This window comes from Caballeronia sp. EK, assembly GCF_014384845.1.
Taxonomy (GTDB): Bacteria; Pseudomonadota; Gammaproteobacteria; order Burkholderiales; family Burkholderiaceae; genus Caballeronia; species Caballeronia jiangsuensis.
Window position 1 is genome coordinate 583,720 of the sequence record NZ_JACSUE010000001.1, and the last position, 22,921, is coordinate 606,640.

Consider the following 22,921-nt stretch of genomic DNA (forward strand, 5'->3'; position numbering starts at 1 on the left):
ATTGGGTGACGCATTCCGCACGGCGCGTTCGTGTTTTCGCCGTTCGCTCGAGCAGAACCGATCCGCACGATACGGACGCGGGTGCACGAGCGGATGCTCGCCGATCATCATCTCGGCGATGATGCGTCCGGTGATCGGGGCCGAGCGTGAGCCCGTGATGCGCGTGACCGAATGCGAACCACAAATTTGCATGGCGCGGCGCCGGGCCGACCACAGGCATCATGTCAGGCGCGCATGGTCGGCGCCCGAGCCAAGGCTCGGCGTCGAGGCGCCCGCCGAGCGGGAACGGCCGTGTAGAAGGCCGTCGTGGAACTGGACAAATCGCTCGCCGTCAGGCTGCTGCCGCGTTCACTGCACGTTGGAAAAAGGTCAACGGCGCGAGCGGTGGAGTTCTCGGCAATTCGAAACGGTGTCGGGATAATCTATGGAGTTTACATAAACCTAATTATCGACTTTTTGTTTGTAGCGGCAATATCCTAATGTCGTGTTCTAGCAAGATAGAAATGTCGTGTTTTGCTACGGGTGCCATGCTGGGCGCTTCCGATCCGACGCCGGGAGTTCGCCATGAAGCCAACCGAACGGGTGACCTTGACTATGCACGAACTCGAACGCATCAAGGTGATCGAGGCAGTCTGCGAGCATCGGCTGACGATGGTGCGGGCTGCCGAGCGACTGGGCCTGTGCGAGCGCCAGATTAGCCGTCTGGCTCGCCGCTATGCCGCGAGCGGTCCGGCCGGGTTGATCTCGGGCAAGCGTGGACAGCCGAGTAATCGCGAATTACCCGTTGATCTGCGCGCCCGGGCAATGGCGCTGGTGCGCGAGCGCTATGCCGATTTTGGGCCGACGCTCGCCTGTGAGAAGCTGCGTGAATGTCACAACATCGAGTTGGTCAAGAAACGGTACGGCGCTGGATGCGCGATGCCGGGCTCTGGATTCCGAGCCGGCAGCATCCACCGACGCTACACCAGCCGAGGAACCGCCGATCGTGTCTGGGTGAACTGATTCAGATCGATGGCAGCGATCATCGCTGGTTCGAGGATCGCGCACCGGCTTGCACGCTGCTGGTGTTTATCGATGACGCGACGGGCCGGCTGATGACCCTGCACTTTACGGCGACCGAGTCGACCTTCAGCTACTTCGAGGCCATGCGCAAGTATCTTTAAGCGCATGGCAAACCAGTGGCGCTATACAGCGACAAGGCTGCGGTATTTCATTGCAACAACCACGCCGAGGCCGCTGGCAAAGGCGTCACGCAATTTGGACGGGCTTTGTTTGAGCTCAACATCGATACCTGGTGCGCCAATAGCAGCCAGGCGAAGGGACGGGTCGAGCGGGCCAATCTGACCTTGCAGGACCGGCTGGTGAAGGAACTGCGCCTACGTGGCATCAACACGCAGGAAGACGCCAACGCTTACGCGCCCCACTTCAGTGCCGACTTCAACGACCGCTTTGGCAAGGTTCCAAGAAGCGCGTTCAATGCCCATCGCGCGCTCAGAAGCGACGAGAACATCGAGTTGATCCTGACCTCACGCGTGGCGCGGCGCGTGACCAAGGTGTTGACGGTTCAATACGACCGGGTCATTTACATGCTCGACGATACGGCGCAGAACCGCGCGCTGATCCACCAGTATCTCGACGTCTTCGAGTACCCGGATGGGCGTATCGAGATCCGCGTGAATGGGGCGGCCCTCGCCTATCGTCGATACGCTCGGCTTGCTGTCGATTGCAAGGTTGAACAGCGCCAGCTCATGAGCATTAGACGACATCCGGAGCCTCGTCCGAATCGCCCAGATCTCACGGAGCTTCAATGGTGGCTTCTGACCGGTCAGCCGTCTCTTGTTTCAAGGCATCCGGCGCGAGTCCGAGGCATTAAGCGTTTCCATGACAACCTCCTCGTCAATGAAGGGAGATTGTTTTTGTGTCTCGGGAAATGGTCGCTGTCCGACCCACTCCAGCCATTCGCGCTACCCGATCCGAACAACCGTTGCCGGCTCGATAACGGCCATCGCATCGCATGGAACTTGCAACGCAGGGCTGAAAAGCAGGGCCGTCCGAACCGATATCAAACGGCCCCATCCCTGAACCCCGGCGGTGTACGACCGACCGGCAAGTCCAATCACATATTCGAATAATTCGGACCGCCGCCACCTTCCGGCGTGACCCATACGACGTTTTGCATCGGGTCCTTGATATCGCACGTCTTGCAATGCAAGCAGTTCTGCGCGTTGATCACAAGGTGCTCGCGGCCGCCAGCATTCTTCGCAAACTCATACACCCCGGCTGGGCAGTAACGCGATTCCGGCCCGGCATAGATCTGCAAGTTGACACTCACCGGCGCGGTCGAATCTTTCAGCGTCAGGTGAGCCGGCTGGTTCTCTTCATGATTCGTATTCGAGATGAACACCGAAGACAACCGATCGAACGTCAGCTTGCCATCCGGCTTCGCATATTCTATTGGCTTGAACTCCGAAGCCGGCCTGAGCATCTCATGATCCGAATGCCGGTGATGCAGCGTCCACGGCACGTTACCGCGCAGCAGCTTCTGCTCGATGCCGACCATCAGCGTGCCGAGGAAGAGCCCTTTACTCATCCACTGCTTGAAGTTGCGCGCGCGATACAACTCGCCATGCAGCCACGACGTCCTGAAGCTTTCCGGATACGCGGCGAGTTCGTCGGCCTCGCGGCCCGACTGCACCGCGTCGAAGGCGGCTTCGGCTGCGAGCATGCCGGACTTGATCGCCGCATGCGAACCCTTGATCCGCGATGCATTCAGGAAACCCGCATCGTCGCCGACCAGCGCACCGCCGGGGAAAACCAGCTTCGGCAGCGACATCAGGCCGCCCGCTGTGATCGCCCGCGCGCCGTACGACAGTCGCTTGCCGCCCTCCAGAATGGCGCGGATCGCCGGATGCGTCTTGTAGCGCTGAAATTCCTCGAACGGCGACAGATAGGGATTCGTGTAGCCCAGCCCCACCACGAAGCCGACCACGACCTGGTTGTGATCCATGTGATAGAGGAACGAGCCGCCGTACGTGTCGTTCTCGAGGGGCCAGCCGGCGGTGTGCATCACCAGCCCCGGCTTGTGCCTCGTCGGGTCGATCTCCCACACTTCCTTGATGCCGATGCCGTAGACCTGCGGATCGGCCCCGTCGCTCAGGTTGAACCGGTCATTCAAACGACGCCCCAGATGCCCGCGCGCGCCTTCGCAGAACAACGTGTACTTCGCGTGCAGTTCCATGCCCGGCTGGAAGTGCGCGGTGGGTCGACCGTCCTTGCCCACGCCGAGGTTGCCGGTCGCGACGCCTTTCACCGAACCGTCGTCGTTGTACAGCACTTCAGCGGCCGGAAAGCCCGGAAAGATTTCGACACCCAGCGCCTCGGCCTGCTGTCCCAGCCAGCGCGTGACTTGCGCGAGGCTGACGACGTAGTTGCCGTGGTTCCTGAAATTGTCCGGCAGCGCCCAGGCCGGCACGCGCTTCGAGGCCGATTCGGTCAGGAACAGGAAGCAGTCTTCGATCACCTCCACCGTGAGCGGTGCGCCTCTCTCCTTCCAGTCCGGGATCAGCTCGGTTAGCGCGCGCGGGTCCATCACCGCGCCCGACAGGATATGCGCTCCGATCTCCGAGCCCTTTTCCAGCACGCACACACTGAGCTCAACGTCTCTTTCCGCGGCCAGTTGTTTCAGGCGGATCGCCGCGGACAGGCCAGCCGGGCCGCCGCCGACGATCACAACGTCATACTGCATCGACTCGCGCTCGACAGCGATCTCATCGTCAAGGATGGTCGGGATTGACACTGCGTTGGTCTCCGATACTTTTGAATGGATGAAAAACAGGATGTCGGGCCGCGGTCGACATTCAACCCGCCGACGCAATCGGGCCCGGCTCGCCGTGCGGAGCCGGCATGCGCGACGCATTCATCGTCGGCCGCCGTGCTTGCGGCGGGAACACGGACCACGACCCGTCTTCGTGGCGAAAGAAGAAGATCGATAGCTCGCCGCTCGCTCGCCGCGACGCCACACACACGTACCGCCAACGGCTTGCCCGCGAGTGACTGAAAAGCGTCACGCGCGCCCGAATTTCCGACTCGGGCCCAAGCCACTTTTCCACAAGACGGCGCAACGACGTTTCCCGGGTATTCACTGCCCCTCCTCTCGCGCAGGCTGACACGGATGCGAAACGGGGACGGTCATCGACCAGACCTCGGATTCCGCCTGATCTGCGATCGCCCCGATACTGCCAGCCGCCACGGTAAGGCAATGCTCCCGTCGAACCACCACTCCTGCCGGGTAGAAGACGGTTGCGAGCACACCAACAGCCAGGACCGCATACCTGCGATCCCGGAAAACAAGGTTTTCCCTAACCTACCTGATCCGGGTGGTGGCCCATCCCCCCGTACCGCTTACCTTGGCGCTACAAAGTCCGCTTCACAGGCAAGGACAGGAACGCCCACCGTGAACGGGACGACAGGAGACAACCCATGACCGCCTCACCCGATTTCCAGGCGAAGTCCGCCTGGACGATGACCCTGCTGCTGACCGGGCTCGCCCTCATCAATTTCCTGGACAAGATCGTGCTCGGTCTGGTGGCGGTGCCATTGACGGCTGAACTGAATCTGTCGCCGGAAAAATTCGGTGTCGTCGCCGGCAGCTTCTTCTGGCTTTTCTCGCTTTCGACTGTCCTCGTCGGCTTCCTCGCGAACCGCTTTCAGACCCGCTGGCTGCTCCTCGCGATGGGACTCAGCTGGGCCGCGCTTCAGTTGCCGCAAGCCTGGGCGACGAGCGCGCTCGGGCTGCTCGTCTGCCGCGTGATCCTGGGCGCAGCCGAGGGGCCCGCGTTTCCGGTCTCCGTGCACGCGCTGTACAAGTGGTTCCCCGACCGCAAGCGCAATCTGCCCGTGGCCGTCATCAACCAGGGCGCGGCGTTCGGCATGCTGCTCGCCGGCCTGCTGATTCCGCTCGTCACGAGGCAGTGGGGATGGCGCATGAACTTCCTGCTTCTCGGCGCGATCGGCGCGGGGTGGAGCGTGCTATGGGCGTGCTTCGGGCGCGAAGGAACACTCGGCAGACTAAAGGCCGCGCCCATCGTGCAAATCGACGCGCAACGCCTGCCCTACCGGCGAATCCTCGCGGACCGTTCGGTCCTCTCCGTGTTCGCACTCGGATTCACGGCCTACTGGACGCTGGGTCTGAGCCTGACGTGGATACCCATGTACTTCGAAAAAGGACTCGGCTTCACCGGCGTCGAAGCCGGTCGCTGCTTCGCGATCGTGGTCGCGACCACGACGCCCGTCAACGTCGGCCTGAGCTGGCTGTCTCAGCTGATGCTCGGACGCGGCGTAAGCGCACGCAAGGCGCGGGTACATCTGATCTGCGTGTCGGCGGTGGCCGGAGCACTGACATTCATCGCCCTGATGCTGCTTCCGTTGCAGCCGTTGCAGAAAGTGGCGCTGCTGGCGATCGCATGTGCGCTGCCCACGCTGAGCTTTACGCTCGCTCCTGCACTGCTCGCCCAGATGGTCCCGGACAGCCAGCGCGGATCGCTCGTCGCCATCCACACGGCGCTCGCCAGTCTCGGCGCCGCATTCGCGCCCGCCGTGATGGGACGAATCGTTCAGGTCCATGGCGGCGCTAACAGCCATGCGTATGAACTCGGCTTCGCGGTCAGCGCAGCGCTGCTGATCGCGGCCGCCCTCGCGGCGCTGCGCTGGCTTCATCCCGATCGTTCGCACCACACACTCGACCACCTTTCGACGCGCGCCGCGGCCTGACGGCGGCGAAAAAGCAGCGGCCACCGTGCTTACCCAAACCCCTTCCATTGAACAGACGCGCAATGACCCGAACCGGCAACCACGCCCGCAACAGAAAGATCGCCGCGGAGTATGACTACATCGTCGTGGGCGCAGGCTCGGCGGGCTGCGCGCTGGCTGCGAGGCTCGCCGAGGATGCATCGGTCACGGTCGCGCTGCTCGAAGCCGGGCCGCATGACCACCACATGAGCGTGTGGATGCCGATCGGTCTTGCATCGACTGTGCAGAGGGCCGGTCCGCGCAACTACGCCTATTACACGGAGCGCCAGAGCGGCCTCGACGGACGCCCCTCCTATCAGCCGCGCGGACGCGGACTGGGCGGCAGTTCGTCGATCAACGGAATGGTCTACATCCGGGGACATCGAAGCGACTACGACGAATGGGCGAGCCTCGGCTGCACGGGCTGGAGCTATGACGACGTGCTGCCCTATTTCCGGCGCAGCGAATGCAATCAACGCCATGCAGGCCGCAGCGACGACCGCTGGCATGGCGGCGACGGCCCGCTGCACGTGAGCGATCTGCGCACGCCGAACCCGTTCTCACATCGTTTTGTGAAAGCCGCGCTGCAAGCGGGCTTGCCGCTCAACACGGACTTCAACGGCGAGGAGCAGGAAGGCGCGGGGCTCTATCAGGTCACGCAATACAACGGCGAACGCTGGAACGCCGCGCGTGCCTATCTGCATGGCGGCAATGCAAAAGACGCGGATCTGAATGGCGGCCGTGCGAATCTTGCGGTGCTCACGGACATGCAGGTATTGCGTGTGGTCATCGAGGACAAACGGGCGCGCGGCGTCAGCGTCGTGCGGGGAGGTGTCGAGCAAATACTGCGGGCCCGGCGTGAAGTCGTGCTCAGTTGCGGCGCGTTCAATTCGCCTCAACTGCTGATGGCATCGGGCGTCGGTCCGGGCGAACATCTGCGCAGCCACGGCATCGAGGTCGTGAAGGATCTGCGCGGGGTCGGCGAGAACCTGCAGGACCACCTCGACGTGATCGTCAACAAGCAGGTCAGGTCCACCGATCTCTACGGCTATTCGACAGGCGGCTTCCTGCGTCTCGCCTCCGCGATGTTGCGTTACCGGCGCAACCGCACGGGCATGGTCAGTTCCAACTTCGCGGAAGCGGGCGCGTTCGTGAAGAGCCGTCCTGATCTGGCGCTTCCGGATATCCAGCTGGCCTTCGTTCTCGCGCTGCTTGGCAATCGCAACGTGGCGAAGCGCCGCGCGCTCGGGCATGGCTACTCCTGTCACGCCTATGTCCTGCGTCCGCAGAGCCGTGGTCGCGTGCGTCTGCGCAGCGCTGACATGCGCGATGCGCCGTCGATCGACCCGCGCTTTCTGTCGGCGGAAGCAGACATGGACGCGCTGGTCGCTGGCGTCAGGATCGTGCGACGAATCTTTGCGCAGCCCGCGCTCGCCGATGCAGGTGGAAAGGAATTGCTCACCGACGATTTCGGACCCGACGATTCCAACGAAGAAGCAATCCGCGCGTTCGTGCGCGCTCATGCCGACAGCGTCTTTCATCCGGTCGGCACCTGCAAGATGGGTATCGACGAGATGGCCGTGGTCGATCCGAGCCTGCGCGTGCACGGCATCGAAGGTCTGCGCGTGGCGGACGCGTCGATCATGCCGACGCTGATCGGCGGCAACACCAACGCGCCCGCCATCATGATCGGCGAGAAAGCCGCCGATCTGATCCGCGCCGGCGACCGCTAGCCTGTGCCTTTCGCCGCCTGACAGCAAAAAAAATCCGGCATACGCGAACCGCGTGCGCCAGTGACATCGACCCAGCCGCAGCCCGGCGGACCCAGACAATTGGAGACATGACATGCAAGCAACAGAGATCGCACCCGATACGAGCCTGGCGCAGCCGGCTTCCGGCGCGTGGCCCTTCACCGTCGAGCGCCATACGCCGACGATCGGTGCGGAGATTCGCGGCATCGACTTGCGCGATCCGCTCGACGACGAAACGTATGCCGCGCTGCGTCGCGCATTGCTGAAGTACAAGGTGCTCTTCTTCCGCGATCAGGATATCAGTCCATCCCAGCATGTCGCGGTGGCGAGGCGCTTCGGCGAACTGGAGATTCATCCCGCGTTTCCGCATCATCCCGAGCATCCGGAGCTCGTGATACTCGGGCGCAACGACACGAAACGCGGCCGCGAGAACCTCTACCACTCCGACGTATCGTGGCGCGAAATCCCATCGATGGGTTCCATGCTGCGATGCGTGCACTGCCCGGAAGTCGGCGGCGACACCATCTGGATCAACATGGCGGCGGCCTACGACAACCTGCCCGACGACGTGAAGGCGCGTATCGACGGCCTCAATGCGGTCCACGACTTTCTGCCGCTCTTCGGCATTGCGGTGCCGGAAGACCAGCATCCGGCAATGCGCGCCAAGTATCCGCCCGTCGAACATCCGGTCGTGCGCGTACATCCCGAAACCGGCGAGAAGATCCTCTATGTCAACGAGGCGTTCACCACGCATCTTTCGAATTACGGCCGCCTGACCGCGCAGGAATATCGCATCGGCTTCGACTACAAGCTCGCCGAAATGGAACTGCTGCAGTACCTGTTCCGCCAGGCGCAGGCACCCGAGTACCAGGTCCGCCTCAAGTGGCGCCCGAACACGATCGCGTTCTGGGATAACCGCTCGTGCCAGCACTACGCGGTGCAGGACTATTTCCCGGCTCCGCGTCACATGATGCGGGCGACGGTGATCGGTGATCGCCCGGTCGCGGGCTGAGAATCCGAGGAAACGAAATGAAAACGCTGAACACCTTTTATATCGATGGCCAATGGGTCGAACCGTCCGCCGGCGCCACGCAAATGGACATCGTCGATCCGGCCACCGAGACGCTGACCGGACAGCTCTCGATGGGCACCGCGCACGACGCGGACCGTGCCGTCGCCGCCGCACGGGCCGCGTTTCCGGCCTGGTCGGAATCGAGCCGCGCGCAACGGATCGCACTGCTCGAACGGATCATCGAATGCTATCGCGCACGGCTCGACGACATTGCCGATGCGGTGCGCATCGAGATCGGCGCGCCCATCACGCTGTGCAGACAACTGCAGGCCGCGATCGGACTCGCGCAGCTTCAGGCCGCGGTGGAAACGCTGCGTCACTTCGAGTTCGAGACGCATCACGGCAAGAGCTACGTGCGTCACGAGGCAGTCGGCGTCGCGGCATTGATCACGCCGTGGAACTGGCCGTTGAATCAGATCGCAGCGAAGGTCGCGCCCGCTCTTGCCGCAGGTTGCACGGTCGTGCTGAAGCCTTCCGAGATCGCGCCGCTCGATGCCGTCATTTTCGCGGAAATCATGCACGAAGCGGGCACGCCGCCCGGCGTGTTCAACATGGTCTTCGGTGACGGCCGCGTGGTCGGCGCGCGCTTGTCCTCGCATCCCGATGTGGACATGGTGTCGATCACCGGATCGACGCGCGCCGGCGTCGAAGTGGCGATCAGCGCCGCGCCCACGGTCAAGCGCGTGGCGCAGGAACTCGGCGGCAAGTCCCCGCTCCTGATTCTCGACGACGCCGACCTGAAGGCAGCAGTGACGAGCGGAGTGTCGCAATGCATGGTCAACTCGGGTCAGACCTGTGTCGCACCCACGCGCATGCTGGTACCGCGCGAGCGCTACGACGAAGCCATCGCGATCGCCGCAGCCGTAGCCAACGGAATCGTCGTCGGCGACCCGGCGGACCCCGCCACGAAAATGGGTCCGATCTCCAATCGCGCCCAATACGAGAAGGTGCAAGAGATGATCCGCGCCGGTATCGAGGAAGGCGCGCGCGTGATCGCCGGCGGTCCGGGCAGACCCGAGGGACTGGCACGGGGCTTCTACGCGCGCCCCACCGTATTCGCGGATGTCCGTAACGACATGAAGATCGCACGCGAGGAAATCTTCGGACCGGTGCTCGTGCTGATTCCATACGACGGCGAGGAACAGGCCATCGCAATCGCCAACGACACGCAGTATGGCCTCGCGGCGTATATCGCCACGGGCGACGCCGAGCGCGCGCGCCGCGTGGCTGCGCGCCTGCGTGCGGGATCGGTGCGAATCAACGGCGCGATGCTGGACATCACGGTTCCGTTCGGCGGCTACAAGACATCGGGCAACGGGCGCGAGTACGGTCGCGAAGGGCTTGCGGAGTTTCTCGAATGCAAGTCGGTCACGGTCTGAGGCTTCAAACAAAAGGCCCGCTCATCGATGATGAGCAGGCCCTGTTGCAACTTCCGGCAATGCCTCTCTACAGCGTCGACAACGTCAGCGCATTCGTCACCGACGTGACGCCTTCGACACCTTCGGCCGCCTGAGTCGCCAGCCCCATCTGCGACTGTTCGGGCACCGTTCCTTCCAGCGTCACCACGCCGTTGCGTGCGCGCACCGTGATCGTGGTAGCCCTGAGCCCTTTCGTCCTGCTCAGCGCGCGAATCACGCTCTTCTGCAGCGCGCGGTCGGCGGTCTTGGCGGCTTTCGCATCCGATGCATACGGCCGCACGGGCGCGGCCAACGCATCGCTGCTTTGTGCGTATGCGTCGAGTGAGGCCAGAACCAGCAGCGCCCCGCTCACCAGTCGGCAAACCTTTCCTTGATTCATCGATTTCTCCCCGTCGTCGTGTTGAAACCTCGAAGACACGTCCGACGCCGCCGGGCGGCGTCGATCGCGCCTGTCGTCGTCAGAAGCGATGCGTCATGCCGAGCACCGCGAGAACCTGCTTCGACCCGCTCGCGACAGCCGTAACACCCGGCCAGCTCATGTTCGCGGTGCCGTTGTTCTTCAGATAGCCGGCTCGCATGTAGAGGCTCGTGCGCTTGGAAAGACTATGATCGACGCCCACCTCGATCCCGGGCGTGTTGTCGTGCACGCCGCGCACGTTTCTCTCGATGCCGGCGATCGCGATCACGTCCTCCGGCGTGGCCTGGATCGTCGCCCCCAGTTCCATGATGCTGTATGAGTGAACCAGCGAAGCAAGCGGCACCTGAACGGCGGGCGTGATCGCCACCACCGCGCCGGGCGGAGGATCCTTCGGCCGGTTATACGAATAGTTGAACTGGAAATTCACGATGCCCACGCGGTAGGCGAGCGCGCCCGTGAAGTGTTCCGTCGCCATCAGGTCGAACGTGGTCAGCAAGCCCGGCGCGCTCGCCACGAGCGGCGCAGTCTCCTGCGCGCCATGCTGATACTGATAGCCGACGCCCGCGTAGAAGCCATAGCCCGAATAGTTCGCCGCCAGGTCAAGCATCGCGCCGGAGCGAACCGGCACGGGTTGCGTCACGGTGGCAGGCAGCGCGTACATCGCGTAGACGTGCACGCCTCTCAGATCCGGCGACGTGTACACGATCGAATTGCTGGTCCGCCCGGACACATACTGCGTGGCGAGCGTGGACCGGTCGGTCGCGCCCGCGAGGTCGGCAGCCGCCAGCGGCGACAGCACTTCGTTGCCGCGAAACGGATCGGTGAAATAGACGGCCCAGAAGCTCGGCTGATACTGGCGGCCGAACGTGAGCGATCCATAGGTATCGTGCTTCAGCCCCACCCATGACTGCCGATAGAACATTGCCGTCGAGTCGGCGAAGAAGGCACCGTTATTGATGTTGTAGCCGTTCTCGAGGTCGAACACCGCCTTGAGCCCGTTGCCGAGGTCTTCGACTCCCTTCAGGCCGAACAGGGAACCGGTGGATCCGCCGCTTCGTACGGAGTACGAATGTTTTCCGCCATTGTCGAGGTACTGGACAAAGGTGTCCGCGACCCCGTATAGCGTTACGCTCGACTGAGCCGCCGCTCCTCCGGCGGCCAATAACAACGTAGCCCCACACATACCCTGACTCATGAAACGCATGCATGTCTCCTCTTTGTGATTGCCGTGTCCGATGGGCACGGGTCAAGCCAACTCATGCAGATGCCATCCAGGACGACGCGCGGCCGATAGCCGTGCCGATCGTTGCGGGGCCATCTTGCAGGGACGTCGGGGCGGATCAACTACCCGAACAGAGGGGGAACGGGAATACCCCGAGCAATGAAGAGACAGCAACACGCGTCACGCCCCCCCGATGCAGGGGGCGGCCGGCGTTCGTCGTTCACCTAGGATCGGTGCTATCGATCACCTGCAATCACCTATGCCTGCCATTCCATCGAATCCTTCGGCACGTCGGCTCGTGCATACGCGCCATGTCGAATGCATGGGCTTCGAACGAAGCGACGGTCTGTTCGACATCGAAGGCCGCATGCGCGACACGAAGTCCACCGACTCCGATCTGCTCTTCAAGACCGTGCCCGCCGGTTCGCCGATTCACGACATGCACATCGTCGTCACGATCGATGCGAAGCTCGTGATCCGGCGCATCGACGCGCATAGCGACGCCGCGCCGAGCCGCTTCTGCGCGGAAATCAATCACGCGTATCGGAGCCTCGAAGGTCTGAGCATCGGCGCGGGCTTCATGAAGGAGGTCAAGAGCCGGTTGAGCGGATCGAAGGGCTGCACGCATCTGACCGAGCTGCTCGGTCCCATCGCCACGACAGCGATCCAGACACTGATGGGCTGGCGCAAGCCCGCCGACGCGCCGAACGGCGCCGATGAAGGGCAGCCAGCCGTTCAGGCCCATCCGATGATCGACACCTGTCACGCATGGCGCGCAGGCGGCGAGGTCGTGCAATTCGCTCTCCGGCGCAAGCATGAACTGGCGCCAGGCGAAGCGCACGTCGACGACGCGGACCCTCCGTCGCATCGCGGCTGATCCGGGTAGTCACTCCCCTGCGGGCGATGAAAACGCTGCCAGCGCTGCGCTACAATGTGCCGATCATCATTTCGTCCTTTGGCCGTCGCCGACGAGGCGCAAAGCCGAAGCGCGCAAGGCGCAGGTCACGATGCCGCAGAATTCCTCTCCCGCGGACCCGCGCCGCGCCCAACGAGGCGCCGCCGAGTTCCGGGCTGATCCACGCTTGATTCCGCCCCGCAACACCGCCCGCATCGTCGCGCGCGAACGTCTGCTGGCTCAGTTGCTCGACGCGCGGCGCAATCGTTGCGTCGTGCTCCAGGGGCCCGCCGGCTGCGGCAAGACGAGCCTCCTGATCGCGTGGCGCGAAGCACTGCTTTCGCTCGGCTTCGATATCGCATGGCTCACGCTCGCGGCGGAAGACAACGAGCTCACGCACTTCCTCGACTACCTCGTTGCGAGCCTCACCCGCGTCGACCCGGCGATGTGCCATGAAGCGACGCTGCTGGGCGGCCGCGGCATGGACGATGAAGCGGTCGAGCGCACGATCATCTCCCTCGTGCGCGGCATCGCCGCCCATTCGAACGATGTCGTGCTGGTGCTCGACGACCTGCATCACGTCTCCAACGCGCGCAATCACGAAGCATTGCAATGGCTGCTCGATTACGCACCCGCCAATCTTCACCTCGTGCTGGTCTCGCGGGCCGCCGTGCCGCTCTCGCTCGGACGCCCGCGCGATCAGGGTCTGGTGCTGGAACTGGACATGCGCGACCTGCGCTTCACGGCCGCCGAATCCGAGGCGTTCCTTAAAGCTCAGTTGGGTGAGATCAGCCAGCGCGATGCGCGCCACTTGCATGAACTCGCCGACGGCTGGGTGGCGGGACTGCAACTCTTTGCAATGCGCCTGAAAGGCAAGAAGCAGGCGGCGACGGACCCCGCGTCCGCCGATCCGCTCGCGAATGCCCAGCGTCTCGATGCCCGCGGCTTTGCCGCGTATTTCGAGCGCGAGGTGCTGTCGCGTCTGGCGCCCTCGGAAGTGGAGCTGCTGGTCCGGATGGCGAGTTGCACGCGCGTGTGCGCGCCGCTGTGCATCGCCCTGACCGGCGAGGAGCAGTCGCCCGCCGAAGTGCGCGCGCTGCTGACGAGACTCGAGAGCGATAACCTGTTCATCGCGCCCATCGAGAGTTCGGGAAGCGAGACGTGGTATCGGCTGAACCCGCTCTTTCGCGAAACCTTGCTCGAACGTTTTCGCGAACGCAGCGAACTGCATCAGCGCGAGGTGCATCTCGCCGCGTGGATCTGGTTCCGCGACCACGAACAGCCCGACGATGCCGTGCGCCATGCGTTGCTCGCCGGCGAATCGTCGGCGGCGGCCGATCTCGTGTTGCGCGTCGCGCGCACGATGCAGATCAGGGGCGAGCTGCGTCAACTGGTCGGGCTGATACGCTTGCTGCCGCTCGCCGAAGTGCAGGCGCGCATCGGGCTGCGGCTGTGGATGGTGCACCTGCAACTGTATGCGCGCGAATTCGATGCCTGCGCGGCGGCCATCGCGCGTCTGCAGGCCGACATCCCGGAAGACGATATGCATTCGCGCTATCGGCTCATCCTGTTGCGCGCCGCCCTTGCCCTCCAGCGCGACGAAACCGACGAAGCAATGGCCGTGTTGCCGCAGATGCTGCAAATCCCCGCCCACGCCGACAGCCTCGCCGTGGGCGGGCGCAACAATCTGCTGTCGTGGATCTACATGCGGCGCGGCGAATACGAAGCGGCGCGGCGCGTGCAGAGCGAAGCGCCGCAGCTTCTGGTCGAAGGCATGCCGCTCGTGGGCACCTCGGCGGGCATGCTGAACGGCCGCTGCATCGCCGGGTTCAGCTACGCGCTGGAGGGCAAATTCATCCAGGTGGAGCGCATCAGCCGCGACGTGTTGTTCGAAGCCGATCAACTCGGCAGCGCCGCCGCCGAAGCCGCGTGTTTTGCCGCGGCGCTGCTCGGCGAAGTGCTGTATGAGTTCAACGAACTGGACGCGGCGCGCAGACTGTTGGAGGACCGCGTCGACGTGCTCGAACGTGTCTCCATTCCGGATTCCGTGTTGCGGGTGTTGACCGTACTGTCGGCGGTGCATGGGGCGGCGGGTCATCACCTCGATGCGTTCGCCTATCTCGAACGTCTCGAAGAGTACGCGATGCAATACGGCCTGCATCGGCTCATCGCCCATAGCGTGGCCGCACAGATCAGTCGGCATCTGCAGAGCGGCCAGTTCGACGCGGCGGAAGCAGGCCTCGCCAGAATCGACATGATCGCGGCGCGCATCCCGATGCCGCCGGCCGAGACCGCGATCGGGACGGCCGCGGAAATCCATGCGATGGCGCAGGGCGCGCACGTCAACTGGTGTATCGCTCATGAAGATTTCGACGGCGCCGCAAGCCGTCTTCAGGCGCTGATTCCATTCTGCGAAGCGCGCGGCTGGCAACGGCATGTGGCGCACTTCCAGCTCCAGGCCGCCGTCGTCGATGCGCGGCGCGGCCGGGCCGACGCCGCTCGCGCCGCCGTGCTCGCCGCGCTGCGCCGGGGCCATCGGCTGGGTCTGGTGCGCAGCCTGCTCGACGCCGATCCCGGCGCACTGGATCTCATCGACGCCGTGGTCCAGCGCGAGACGCACGACCCGGTCCTGTCCTTCTATGTGAGCCGGCTACACGCCGCGCAGAACGCGACTTCGGCCCTGCGCGCGCAGCCGGCGACCAAACCCGGCAACCGCGGCGCGCCGCCCACCGGCGCGGAAACGCTGAGCGAGCGCGAGGCACGAGTCGTCGGCCTGCTCGCGCAGGCACTGCCCAACAAGAAAATTGCCCGCACGCTCGGCATCTCGCCCGAGACCGTCAAGTGGCACCTGAAGAACATCTACGGCAAGCTCGGCGTGTCGAGCCGCGACGAGGCCGTGGCCCGCGTGCGCGATCTCGAACTGGGCACGCCTCCCGTTGCTGGTGGCGAGACGAACTGACGCCCCCCGCTACCCGGCTCGGGTGGTCCGTAATCGTGCGCGAGCCACTATTCTGTGACTCAAGGGATCGCGCGCAATCGTCGATGACAGGCGCACCTCATAAAAACCAACGCCGGCGCGCGCCAAGACGCGCGCTGAAGCTCAGGAGACACGCGTAATGACTACGCTCATCGCTGGTGAATCCACGGTAGCGCCTTATCGTCCAGTACGCTTTCCGGACCGGCGGCCGATCGTCGAACGCCGCGCCGACGGCACGCTGGTGCTGCGCTCGTCCAGCCTGCCTCCCGATATCGCGCAGAACAGCTTCGCCGCGTTCATCCCCGAATGGGCCGAGCGTCTCGGCGACAGCCCGGCGTTCTGCCAGCGCGATGAAAACGGCGCGTGGCGCTCGATCAGCTGGCGCGCGCTGTGGCTTCAACTGCAAGCGGTCGCGGCCGGCCTGCTCGACATGGGCCTCGGCCAGACGCGGCCGCTGGTGCTGCTTTCGGGCAATTCGATCGAGCAGGTGGTGATGCTGCTTGCAGCCGAGTACGTCGGCATCCCCGCCGCACCGGTGTCGCCCGCCTACTCCACGCTGAGCAAGAATTTCGCACGCCTGAAGGGCGTGCTCGAACTGGTGCCTCCCGCTGCGGTGTTCGTGCAGGACTCGGCTCAGTTCGAACGCGCGCTCTCCGTTACCGAACTGGCCGCGACGCCGGTCATTGCGGTGCGCAACGTCCAGCACACACAGCGCGCCTGGGCCGACCTGCTCGCCGCCGACCTGACACCGGCGCGCGTGGCCGCGGTTGCGGCAGCGCACGCGTCGATTCGCCAGGACGACACGGCGCGCATCCTTTTCACGTCGGGCTCGACCGGTACGCCGAAAGGCGTGCCCCTCTCCTACGGCAATTTCCGGGCGGTCGCCTCGTACTACGCCGACAATCTCGGCTGGATGCGCGAGTCGCAACCGGTCTTCCTCGACTGGCTGCCGTGGCATCACGGCCTCGGCGGCGTACTGAATATCGGGCGCTCGATCCAGTTCGGCGCGACTCACTATATCGACGATGGACGGCCGCTTCCCGGCCTGATCGAACGTACCGTGCGCAACCTGCGCGAAGTCTCGCCGACGATCTTCACCAGCGTTCCGTCCGCATGGGCCGTGCTGGCAACCGAAATCGAGCGAGACCCCGTGCTTGCCCGCAGCCTGTTCGCCAATGTGCAGTATTTCGGCTACGGCGGGGCCAGCCTGCCTACAGACGTCTGGCAGCGCATCCAGCGCGCGGCGGTCGACACGGTCGGCTTGCGCATCGTCTTCTCGACGGGCCTCGCCTGCACCGAGACGAGCGGCATGGGCACCTATTGCGGCTGGCCCTCGGGCGATGTCGGCAACATCGGCGGGCCGGTGCCGGGCTCGGAAGTGAAGCTCCTGCCGCTCGAAGGCGGTGACGGACGCTACGAGATCCGCATGCGTGGCGCAAATGTGTTTGCGGGCTATATCGGCAACCCGGCGCTCACGGCCGCCGCTTTCGACGATGAGGGCTACTTCCGGCTGGGCGACGCGGTGCGCCTCGCGAATCCGGACGATCCGGGCCAGGGCCTGCTTTTCGCGGGCCGCGTGGTCGAGGACTTCAAGCTGATGAACGGCACCTGGGTGCAGACCGGCGCGGTGCGCCTCGACCTGCTCGACCTCTGTGCGCCCCTCATCTCGGATGCGGTGATCTGCGGCCATGACCGCGACTTTCTCGCCGCGCTCGCGTGGCCGAACGTGGTCGCCTGCCAGCGCCTCGCGCCCGAACTCGCCGAACTCGATGCGGCGGCGCTGGCCGAGCATCCCGTCGTGGTCGCGGCGCTGCGCGAACGCCTCGCCAGGAACCAGGGCGGCGGTGCGAGCCGCACCGTCGAGCGCCTGATGCTGATGGCCGAGCCGCCTTCGATCGATGCCAACGAGATCGCCGAAAAAGGCTATGTAAACCAGGCCGTGACGCGAGCGCGCCGCGCGCATCTGATCGAGCAGCTCTACCGCACCGAAACAGCAGCGCATATCGCCCGCATGCGATAACGCCATTCACGCAATCACGCCGACTCCAATTTCAGGAATTTAGTTATGCAAATTACACGCACCGTCTTTCGTGACGATCATGAAATGCTGCGCACCACGGTTCGCCGCTTCCTGGAACGGGTGTGCGCGCCCAGACAGCTGGAATGGGACAAGGCCGGCCGGGTCGATCGCGAGACCTGGCTCAAGGCAGGCCGCGAAGGTCTGCTGTGCCTCACCTTGCCGACGGAATACGGCGGCGGCGGCGGGGACTTCGGCCACGCGGCGATCCTCAACGAGGAAGTGAATCGCGCCGGCCTGAGCGGTCTCGGCTTCGGCGTGCACTCGGACATCATCGCGCCGTATATCGCGCGCATCGGCAACGAGGAGCAGAAGCAGCAATGGCTGCCGAAGGCGTGCACCGGCGAATCCATTCTCGCGATCGGCATGACGGAGCCGGGCACCGGCAGCGACCTGAAGGCGATCCGCACCACCGCATTGCGCGACGGCGACGAGTACGTGATCAACGGCAGCAAGACCTTCATCAGCAACGGACTGAACGCCGATCTGATCGTGCTCGTCTGCAAGACCGACCCGAGCGCGGGCGCCAAGGGCGTCAGCCTGATCGTCGTCGAGGCGAGCCGCGAGGGATTCCGCCGCGGCCGCAAGCTCGACAAGGTCGGCATGCATTCGCAGGATACGGCCGAGCTCTTCTTCGACAACGTCCGCGTTCCGGTGAGCAACCGTCTCGGTGAGGAGGGCAAGGGCTTCGCGTACCTGATGGGCGAGTTGCCGCAGGAGCGGCTCTCGATCGCCATCGGCGCCGCCGCGAAGCTGGAAACCTGTCTCGAACACACCATCAACTACGTGAAGGACCGCAGGGCTTTCAATCAGACCGTATGGGACTTCCAGAACACGAAGTTCAAGCTTGCCGACATCAAGGCGCAGGCAACCGCCGTGCGGCTGCTGGTCGATCACTACCTCGCCGAGCATGTGCGCCGCCGCCTGACGCTGGAAGAAGCGGCGATCGCCAAGCTGTTCGCAACGGAATCGCTCGGCAAGGCGCTCGACGACATGGTGCAGTTGCACGGCGGCTACGGCTACATGCTGGAGTATCCGGTGGCCCGGGCATTCGCCGATGCGCGCGTCAACCGTATCTACGGCGGCACGAGCGAGGTCATGCGCGACCTCATCTCCCGCAAGCTGTAATTCGAACATTCCATACCAAGGAGCAGTGATATGACTCGTAACGTGTTCGTCGCCGGCGTCGGCATGATTCCGTTCAAGAAGCCCGGCACCAGCGATGCCTACGACGTGATGGGCGCGGGCGCCGTGCGCGAGGCGCTGGCCGACGCGGGCATCGATTACGCGGACGTGCAGCAGGCCTACGCGGGCTATGTGTACGGAGATTCAACCTGCGGTCAGAAGGCGCTCTATCACGTCGGCATGACGGGGATCCCCGTCATCAACGTGAACAACAACTGCGCGACGGGATCATCGGCGCTGTTTCTGGCGCGGCAGGCGGTGCAAAGCGGCGCGGTCGATTGCGCGCTCGCGGTGGGCTTCGAATTCATGCAGCCCGGCGCGCTGTCGTCGAAGTGGAGCGATCGTGCGCCGGCACTCGAACGTGCGCTGAATCTCGTCAACGAACTGGTCGATCGCACCGATCTGCCGGGCGCGATCCGCCAGTTCAGCGGCGCGGGCCGCGCCCACATGGAAAAGTACGGCACGAAGCTCGAAACCTTCGCGAAGATTCGCGCGAAGGCGAGCCGGCACGCGGCGCGCAATCCCCTGGCCGTGTTTCGCACCGTCGTGAGCCCGGAGGAAGTGCTCGCCTCGCCGATGATCTGGGAAGGTGTGCTCACGCGCCTGATGGCCTGCCCTCCGACCTGCGGCGCCGCCGCGGCGATCGTGGTGTCGGAAGCATTCGCACGCAGGCACGGCCTGCGCACCGACGTGCTGATCGCCGGCCAGTCGCTGACCACGGACCAGCCCAGCACCTACGACACGCGCGACATGATCCGCGTGGTCGGCTTCGACATGACGCGCGCCGGCGCCGCGCTCGCCTACGAGCAGGCCGGCGTCGGCCCGGAGGACATCGACGTGATCGAACTGCACGACTGCTTCGCGCAGAACGAACTGCTGACGTACGAAGGGCTCGGTCTGTGCGCGGAAGGCGAAGCCGAAAAGCTCGTCAACGACGGCGACAACACCTATGGCGGCAAGTGGGTGGTCAATCCATCGGGCGGGCTGCTGTCGAAAGGACATCCGCTGGGCGCCACCGGTCTCGCGCAGTGCTACGAACTGACGCATCAGTTGCGCGGCACGGCGGAGCAACGCCAGGTCGAAGGCGCGAAGGTCGCGCTCGCGCACAACCTGGGGCTCGGCGGCGCGTGCGTGACCACCGTGTACAAGGCCGCCTGATGCGCTGCCGCTTCCAACGGAGTGTTCGACATGATCGATAAAAAGCACATCGGGAAGGTCATTCCCGCGTTTCGCGCGGTGGCCGAAGCGGGCCGGCTGCGGTTCTTCGCCAAGGCGACCGGCGAAACCGATCCGGTGTACTTCGACGAGTCCGCCGCCCGCGATGCGGGTCATCCGGGCCTGCCCTTGCCGCCCACTTTCCTGTTCTCGCTGGAACTGGAGCAGCCGGACAAGCGCTGGCGCGACGAGATCGGCATCCAGGTCGCGCGCATCCTGCACGGCGAGCAGTCGTTCACCTATCACCGGATGGCGTATGCGGGCGACGCGCTCCTGTTCGAATGCCATATCGCCGATATCTACGACAAGAAAGGCGGCGCGCTCGATTTCGTGGTGCGCGAGACCCGCGTGACCAACCAGAGGGGCGAGCACGTGGCCGATCTGCGCAGCGTGCTGGTGCATCGCAACGGCTGAGGAGAGACACGAATGAACCCATTGTTCGACAACGTAAAGGTCGGCGACACGCTGCCGCCGCTGACGCTCGCGCCCATCGACCGCACGACGCTGGCGCTCTTCGCCGGCGCGTCGGGCGATCACAACGCGGTCCACATCGACCTCGACTTCGCGCGCCGCAGCGGCATGCCCGACGTGTTCGCGCACGGCATGCTGTCGATGGCGTATCTCGCGCGCCTCTTGAACGGCTGGGTGGACCAGCGCCAGTTGCGGCAGTTCGGCGTGCGCTTCGTCGGCATCACGCATCTCGGTCACTGCATCACCTGCAGCGGGCGCGTGGTCGAGAAGTTCGAGGCCGATGGCGAGCGCCGCGTGAAGGTGGAGATCCAGACGGCCAATCAGTATGGCGAACCACGCGTCCTCGGCGACGCCGTGATCGCCCTGTAAATGCATCAATCAAGGAGACAAGGAAATGGGCAAGCTTGAGGGCAAGGTGGCGCTCGTCACGGGTTCGGGTCGCGGCATCGGCCGGGCCATCGCCGAGAAACTGGCGAGCGAAGGCGCACGCCTCGTGATCAACGATCTCGACGCCGACCCGGCGCACGAAACGGTCGAAGTACTGAAGAAGATGGGCACCGACGCCGTCGCCTGCGTGGGCAACGTGGGCGCGCCGGACTTCGCGGACCGCTTCATCAATACGGCGATGAGCACGTACAAGGGCATCGACATCATCGTCAACAACGCGGGCTATACGTGGGACGACGTGATCCAGAAGATGACCGACGAACAGTGGTACGCGATCATCGACTGCCACATGACCGCGCCGTTCCGCATCCTGCGGGCCGCCTATCCGCACGTCAAGGCGCTGCACGCCGCCGACAAGGAAGCGGGCCGCGACGTGTATCGCAAGATCGTCAACATCTCGTCGACGTCGGCGCTCAACGGCAATGCCGGCCAGATGAACTACTCGTCCGCCAAGGCCGGCGTGATCGGCATGACGCGCGCGCTGTCGCGTGAATGGGGACGCTTCAACGTCAACGTCAATTGCGTCGCGTTCGGTCTGATCCACACACGCATGACGACCGCCGACGCCCACGCCGGCGCGACGGTGAAGATCGAAGGACGCGATATCCGCGTGGGCGTCAATCCCGACGCGCTCAAAATGCACGCGCAGCGCAATCCGCTCGGCCGCGGCGGCACGCCGGAAGAAGCGGCTGGCGGTGTCTACCTGTTCTGCTCGCCCGAGTCGAACTACATCACCGGTCAGACCATCGCGGTAGCGGGCAATCTGCAGTAACGCACGAGGGACGGGCTTTGTCTTCGCTGGCATGCGTCGAGGCGCTTGCCAGCGTTTTCATTTCCGGCCTCATGCGCCTCGTTCGATCATCAGGAGCCAGACCATGACCGATCTCACACGCGCCGACTCCAGCGGCAGCGCGCCTGCTTCGGTGAGCTATCCGTTCGCCTCGCCTCCCGCTCCCGGCGGCGCCGTGGAAGTCGCCCCGGGCGTGCAATGGATTCGCATGCCGCTGCCCTACTCCCTGGATCACATCAACGTGTGGACGATCGCGGACGGCGACGGCCAGGCGATCGTCGACACGGGCGCGCGCACGGACGCCGCGACGGCCTTGTGGCGGCGCATCTTCGCCGGATCGCGCGCGCCGCGCCCCGTCACGCGCGTTTTCGTCACCCACATGCACCCCGATCACGTGGGCATGGCAGGCTGGCTCACGCGTACCTTCGAATGCCGTCTGTGGATGACGCGCGTCGAGTATCTGAACTGCCGCGTCGCCGCTTCCGACAGCGGCCGCGAAGCGCCTGACGACGGTGTCGACTTCTACCGTCGCGCGGGCTGGAGCTCGGCGGCGATCGAGCTTTATCGCGCACGCTTCGGCCGCTTCGGGCAGCACATCCACGCGCTGCCGGACAGCTTCCGGCGCTTGCAGGACGGGCAGGAAATCGCCATCGGCGAACACGTGTGGCGGGTCATCGTCGGCACGGGCCATTCGCCGGAGCACGCGTGCCTGTACTGCCCGGAGTTGAAGCTCTTCATATCGGGCGACCAGGTGCTGCCGCGAATCTCGTCGAACGTGTCGGTGTATCCGCTCGAACCTCACGCCGATCCGATGGCCGACTGGTATGCGTCGATCGACAAGCTGAAGCAGCAGGTGCCCGACGATGTGCTGGTGCTGCCGGCCCACAACGACTGTTTCCGCGGCCTGCATGCGCGGCTCGACCGTCTGCGGCGCGGCCAGGACCGCAGCCTCGACCGCTTGCGTGAGACGCTCGGCGAACCGCGTCGCGCCGTCGATGTATTCGGCGCGCTGTTTGCGCGCCACGTCGGCGAAGAGGATATGTCGCGCATGAGCCTCGCGACCGGCGAAAGCCTCGCGTGCCTGAACTATCTGATCGGGCGCGGCGAAGTTCGATGCGAACTTCGCGATGATGGAATCAACTGGTATTCGCTCGTGGCATGAAAGCGCCAAGGGCATCGCCGCGCGATGCAGCGAT

16 protein-coding genes and 3 pseudogenes are annotated in these 22,921 nt (G+C 64.6%); 14 read left to right on the forward strand and 5 right to left on the reverse strand.

Translation table 11 applies throughout. The features are described 5' to 3' along the window. Positions 1–54: 54 nt before the first annotated feature. A pseudogene (locus tag IAG25_RS02510) lies at positions 55–286 on the reverse strand (NAD(P)/FAD-dependent oxidoreductase); the annotation flags it as partial. A gap of 278 nt (positions 287–564) precedes the next feature. On the opposite strand from IAG25_RS02510, the pseudogene IAG25_RS02515 reads away from it, so the two are divergent. After that, positions 565–1,718: pseudogene (locus IAG25_RS02515) on the forward strand (ISNCY family transposase); the annotation flags it as partial. Here IAG25_RS02515 and IAG25_RS41355 read toward each other — a convergent pair. Further along, positions 1,713–1,829, reverse strand: a pseudogene (locus IAG25_RS41355) (integrase); the annotation flags it as partial. The pseudogenes IAG25_RS02515 and IAG25_RS41355 overlap by 6 nt on opposite strands. Positions 1,830–2,116: 287 nt before the next feature. Beyond that, on the reverse strand, positions 2,117–3,745 hold the full coding sequence (locus IAG25_RS02520; protein ID WP_187603719.1) for an electron transfer flavoprotein-ubiquinone oxidoreductase: 1,629 nt from the start codon (positions 3,743–3,745) through the stop codon (positions 2,117–2,119). 734 nt (positions 3,746–4,479) lie between these two features. Here IAG25_RS02520 and IAG25_RS02525 point away from each other — a divergent pair. The 4 genes from IAG25_RS02525 to IAG25_RS02540 all read left to right on the forward strand — a co-directional run bounded on the left by IAG25_RS02525 (position 4,480) and on the right by IAG25_RS02540 (position 9,989). Continuing rightward, positions 4,480–5,769 (forward strand): MFS transporter, encoded by a 1,290-nt coding sequence (locus IAG25_RS02525; protein WP_187603363.1) that lies wholly within the window; start codon positions 4,480–4,482, stop codon positions 5,767–5,769. 62 nt (positions 5,770–5,831) lie between these two features. Next, entirely contained in the window at positions 5,832–7,520 is a 1,689-nt protein-coding gene (locus IAG25_RS02530) for a GMC family oxidoreductase (protein WP_187603364.1), read from the forward strand. A 112-nt stretch (positions 7,521–7,632) separates the two neighbouring features. Continuing rightward, the gene (locus IAG25_RS02535; protein ID WP_187603365.1) at positions 7,633–8,550 is read left to right on the forward strand and encodes a TauD/TfdA dioxygenase family protein; all 918 of its coding nucleotides are present in this window, start codon (positions 7,633–7,635) and stop codon (positions 8,548–8,550) included. Positions 8,551–8,567: 17 nt separating this feature from the next. Further along, entirely contained in the window at positions 8,568–9,989 is a 1,422-nt protein-coding gene (locus tag IAG25_RS02540; RefSeq protein WP_187603366.1) for an aldehyde dehydrogenase family protein, read from the forward strand. Positions 9,990–10,056: 67 nt separating this feature from the next. Here the strand turns inward: IAG25_RS02540 and IAG25_RS02545 are convergent, their stop codons facing one another. After that, positions 10,057–10,407, reverse strand: a complete 351-nt coding sequence (locus IAG25_RS02545; RefSeq protein ID WP_187603367.1) for a BON domain-containing protein — start codon at positions 10,405–10,407, stop codon at positions 10,057–10,059. A 79-nt stretch (positions 10,408–10,486) separates the two neighbouring features. Beyond that, positions 10,487–11,650 carry a porin gene (locus IAG25_RS02550; RefSeq protein ID WP_187603368.1) on the reverse strand — a complete coding sequence of 388 codons (1,164 nt, stop codon included), beginning with the start codon at positions 11,648–11,650 and terminating at the stop codon, positions 10,487–10,489. Positions 11,651–11,927: 277 nt separating this feature from the next. On the opposite strand from IAG25_RS02550, the gene IAG25_RS02555 reads away from it, so the two are divergent. The 9 genes from IAG25_RS02555 to IAG25_RS02595 all read left to right on the forward strand — a co-directional run bounded on the left by IAG25_RS02555 (position 11,928) and on the right by IAG25_RS02595 (position 22,887). Next, complete coding sequence (locus IAG25_RS02555; protein WP_187603369.1) at positions 11,928–12,545, forward strand: DUF2889 domain-containing protein; 618 nt, start codon at positions 11,928–11,930, stop codon at positions 12,543–12,545. 130 nt (positions 12,546–12,675) lie between these two features. Continuing rightward, entirely contained in the window at positions 12,676–15,522 is a 2,847-nt protein-coding gene (locus IAG25_RS02560) for a LuxR C-terminal-related transcriptional regulator (RefSeq protein ID WP_187603370.1), read from the forward strand. 157 nt (positions 15,523–15,679) lie between these two features. After that, positions 15,680–17,560, forward strand: coding sequence for a feruloyl-CoA synthase (locus IAG25_RS02565; RefSeq protein WP_187603371.1), 1,881 nt, complete (start codon positions 15,680–15,682; stop codon positions 17,558–17,560). 45 nt (positions 17,561–17,605) lie between these two features. Then, on the forward strand, positions 17,606–18,745 hold the full coding sequence (locus IAG25_RS02570; protein WP_187603372.1) for an acyl-CoA dehydrogenase family protein: 1,140 nt from the start codon (positions 17,606–17,608) through the stop codon (positions 18,743–18,745). A gap of 30 nt (positions 18,746–18,775) precedes the next feature. Continuing rightward, positions 18,776–19,960, forward strand: coding sequence for a lipid-transfer protein (locus IAG25_RS02575; RefSeq protein WP_187603373.1), 1,185 nt, complete (start codon positions 18,776–18,778; stop codon positions 19,958–19,960). Between the two features lie 30 nt (positions 19,961–19,990). After that, positions 19,991–20,431 carry a MaoC family dehydratase N-terminal domain-containing protein gene (locus IAG25_RS02580; protein WP_187603374.1) on the forward strand — a complete coding sequence of 147 codons (441 nt, stop codon included), beginning with the start codon at positions 19,991–19,993 and terminating at the stop codon, positions 20,429–20,431. Between the two features lie 12 nt (positions 20,432–20,443). After that, entirely contained in the window at positions 20,444–20,857 is a 414-nt protein-coding gene (locus IAG25_RS02585) for a MaoC family dehydratase (protein WP_187603375.1), read from the forward strand. Between the two features lie 25 nt (positions 20,858–20,882). Beyond that, complete coding sequence (locus IAG25_RS02590; protein ID WP_187603376.1) at positions 20,883–21,707, forward strand: SDR family NAD(P)-dependent oxidoreductase; 825 nt, start codon at positions 20,883–20,885, stop codon at positions 21,705–21,707. Positions 21,708–21,810: 103 nt separating this feature from the next. Next, positions 21,811–22,887, forward strand: coding sequence for an MBL fold metallo-hydrolase (locus IAG25_RS02595; RefSeq protein WP_187603377.1), 1,077 nt, complete (start codon positions 21,811–21,813; stop codon positions 22,885–22,887). Positions 22,888–22,921: the final 34 nt, after the last annotated feature.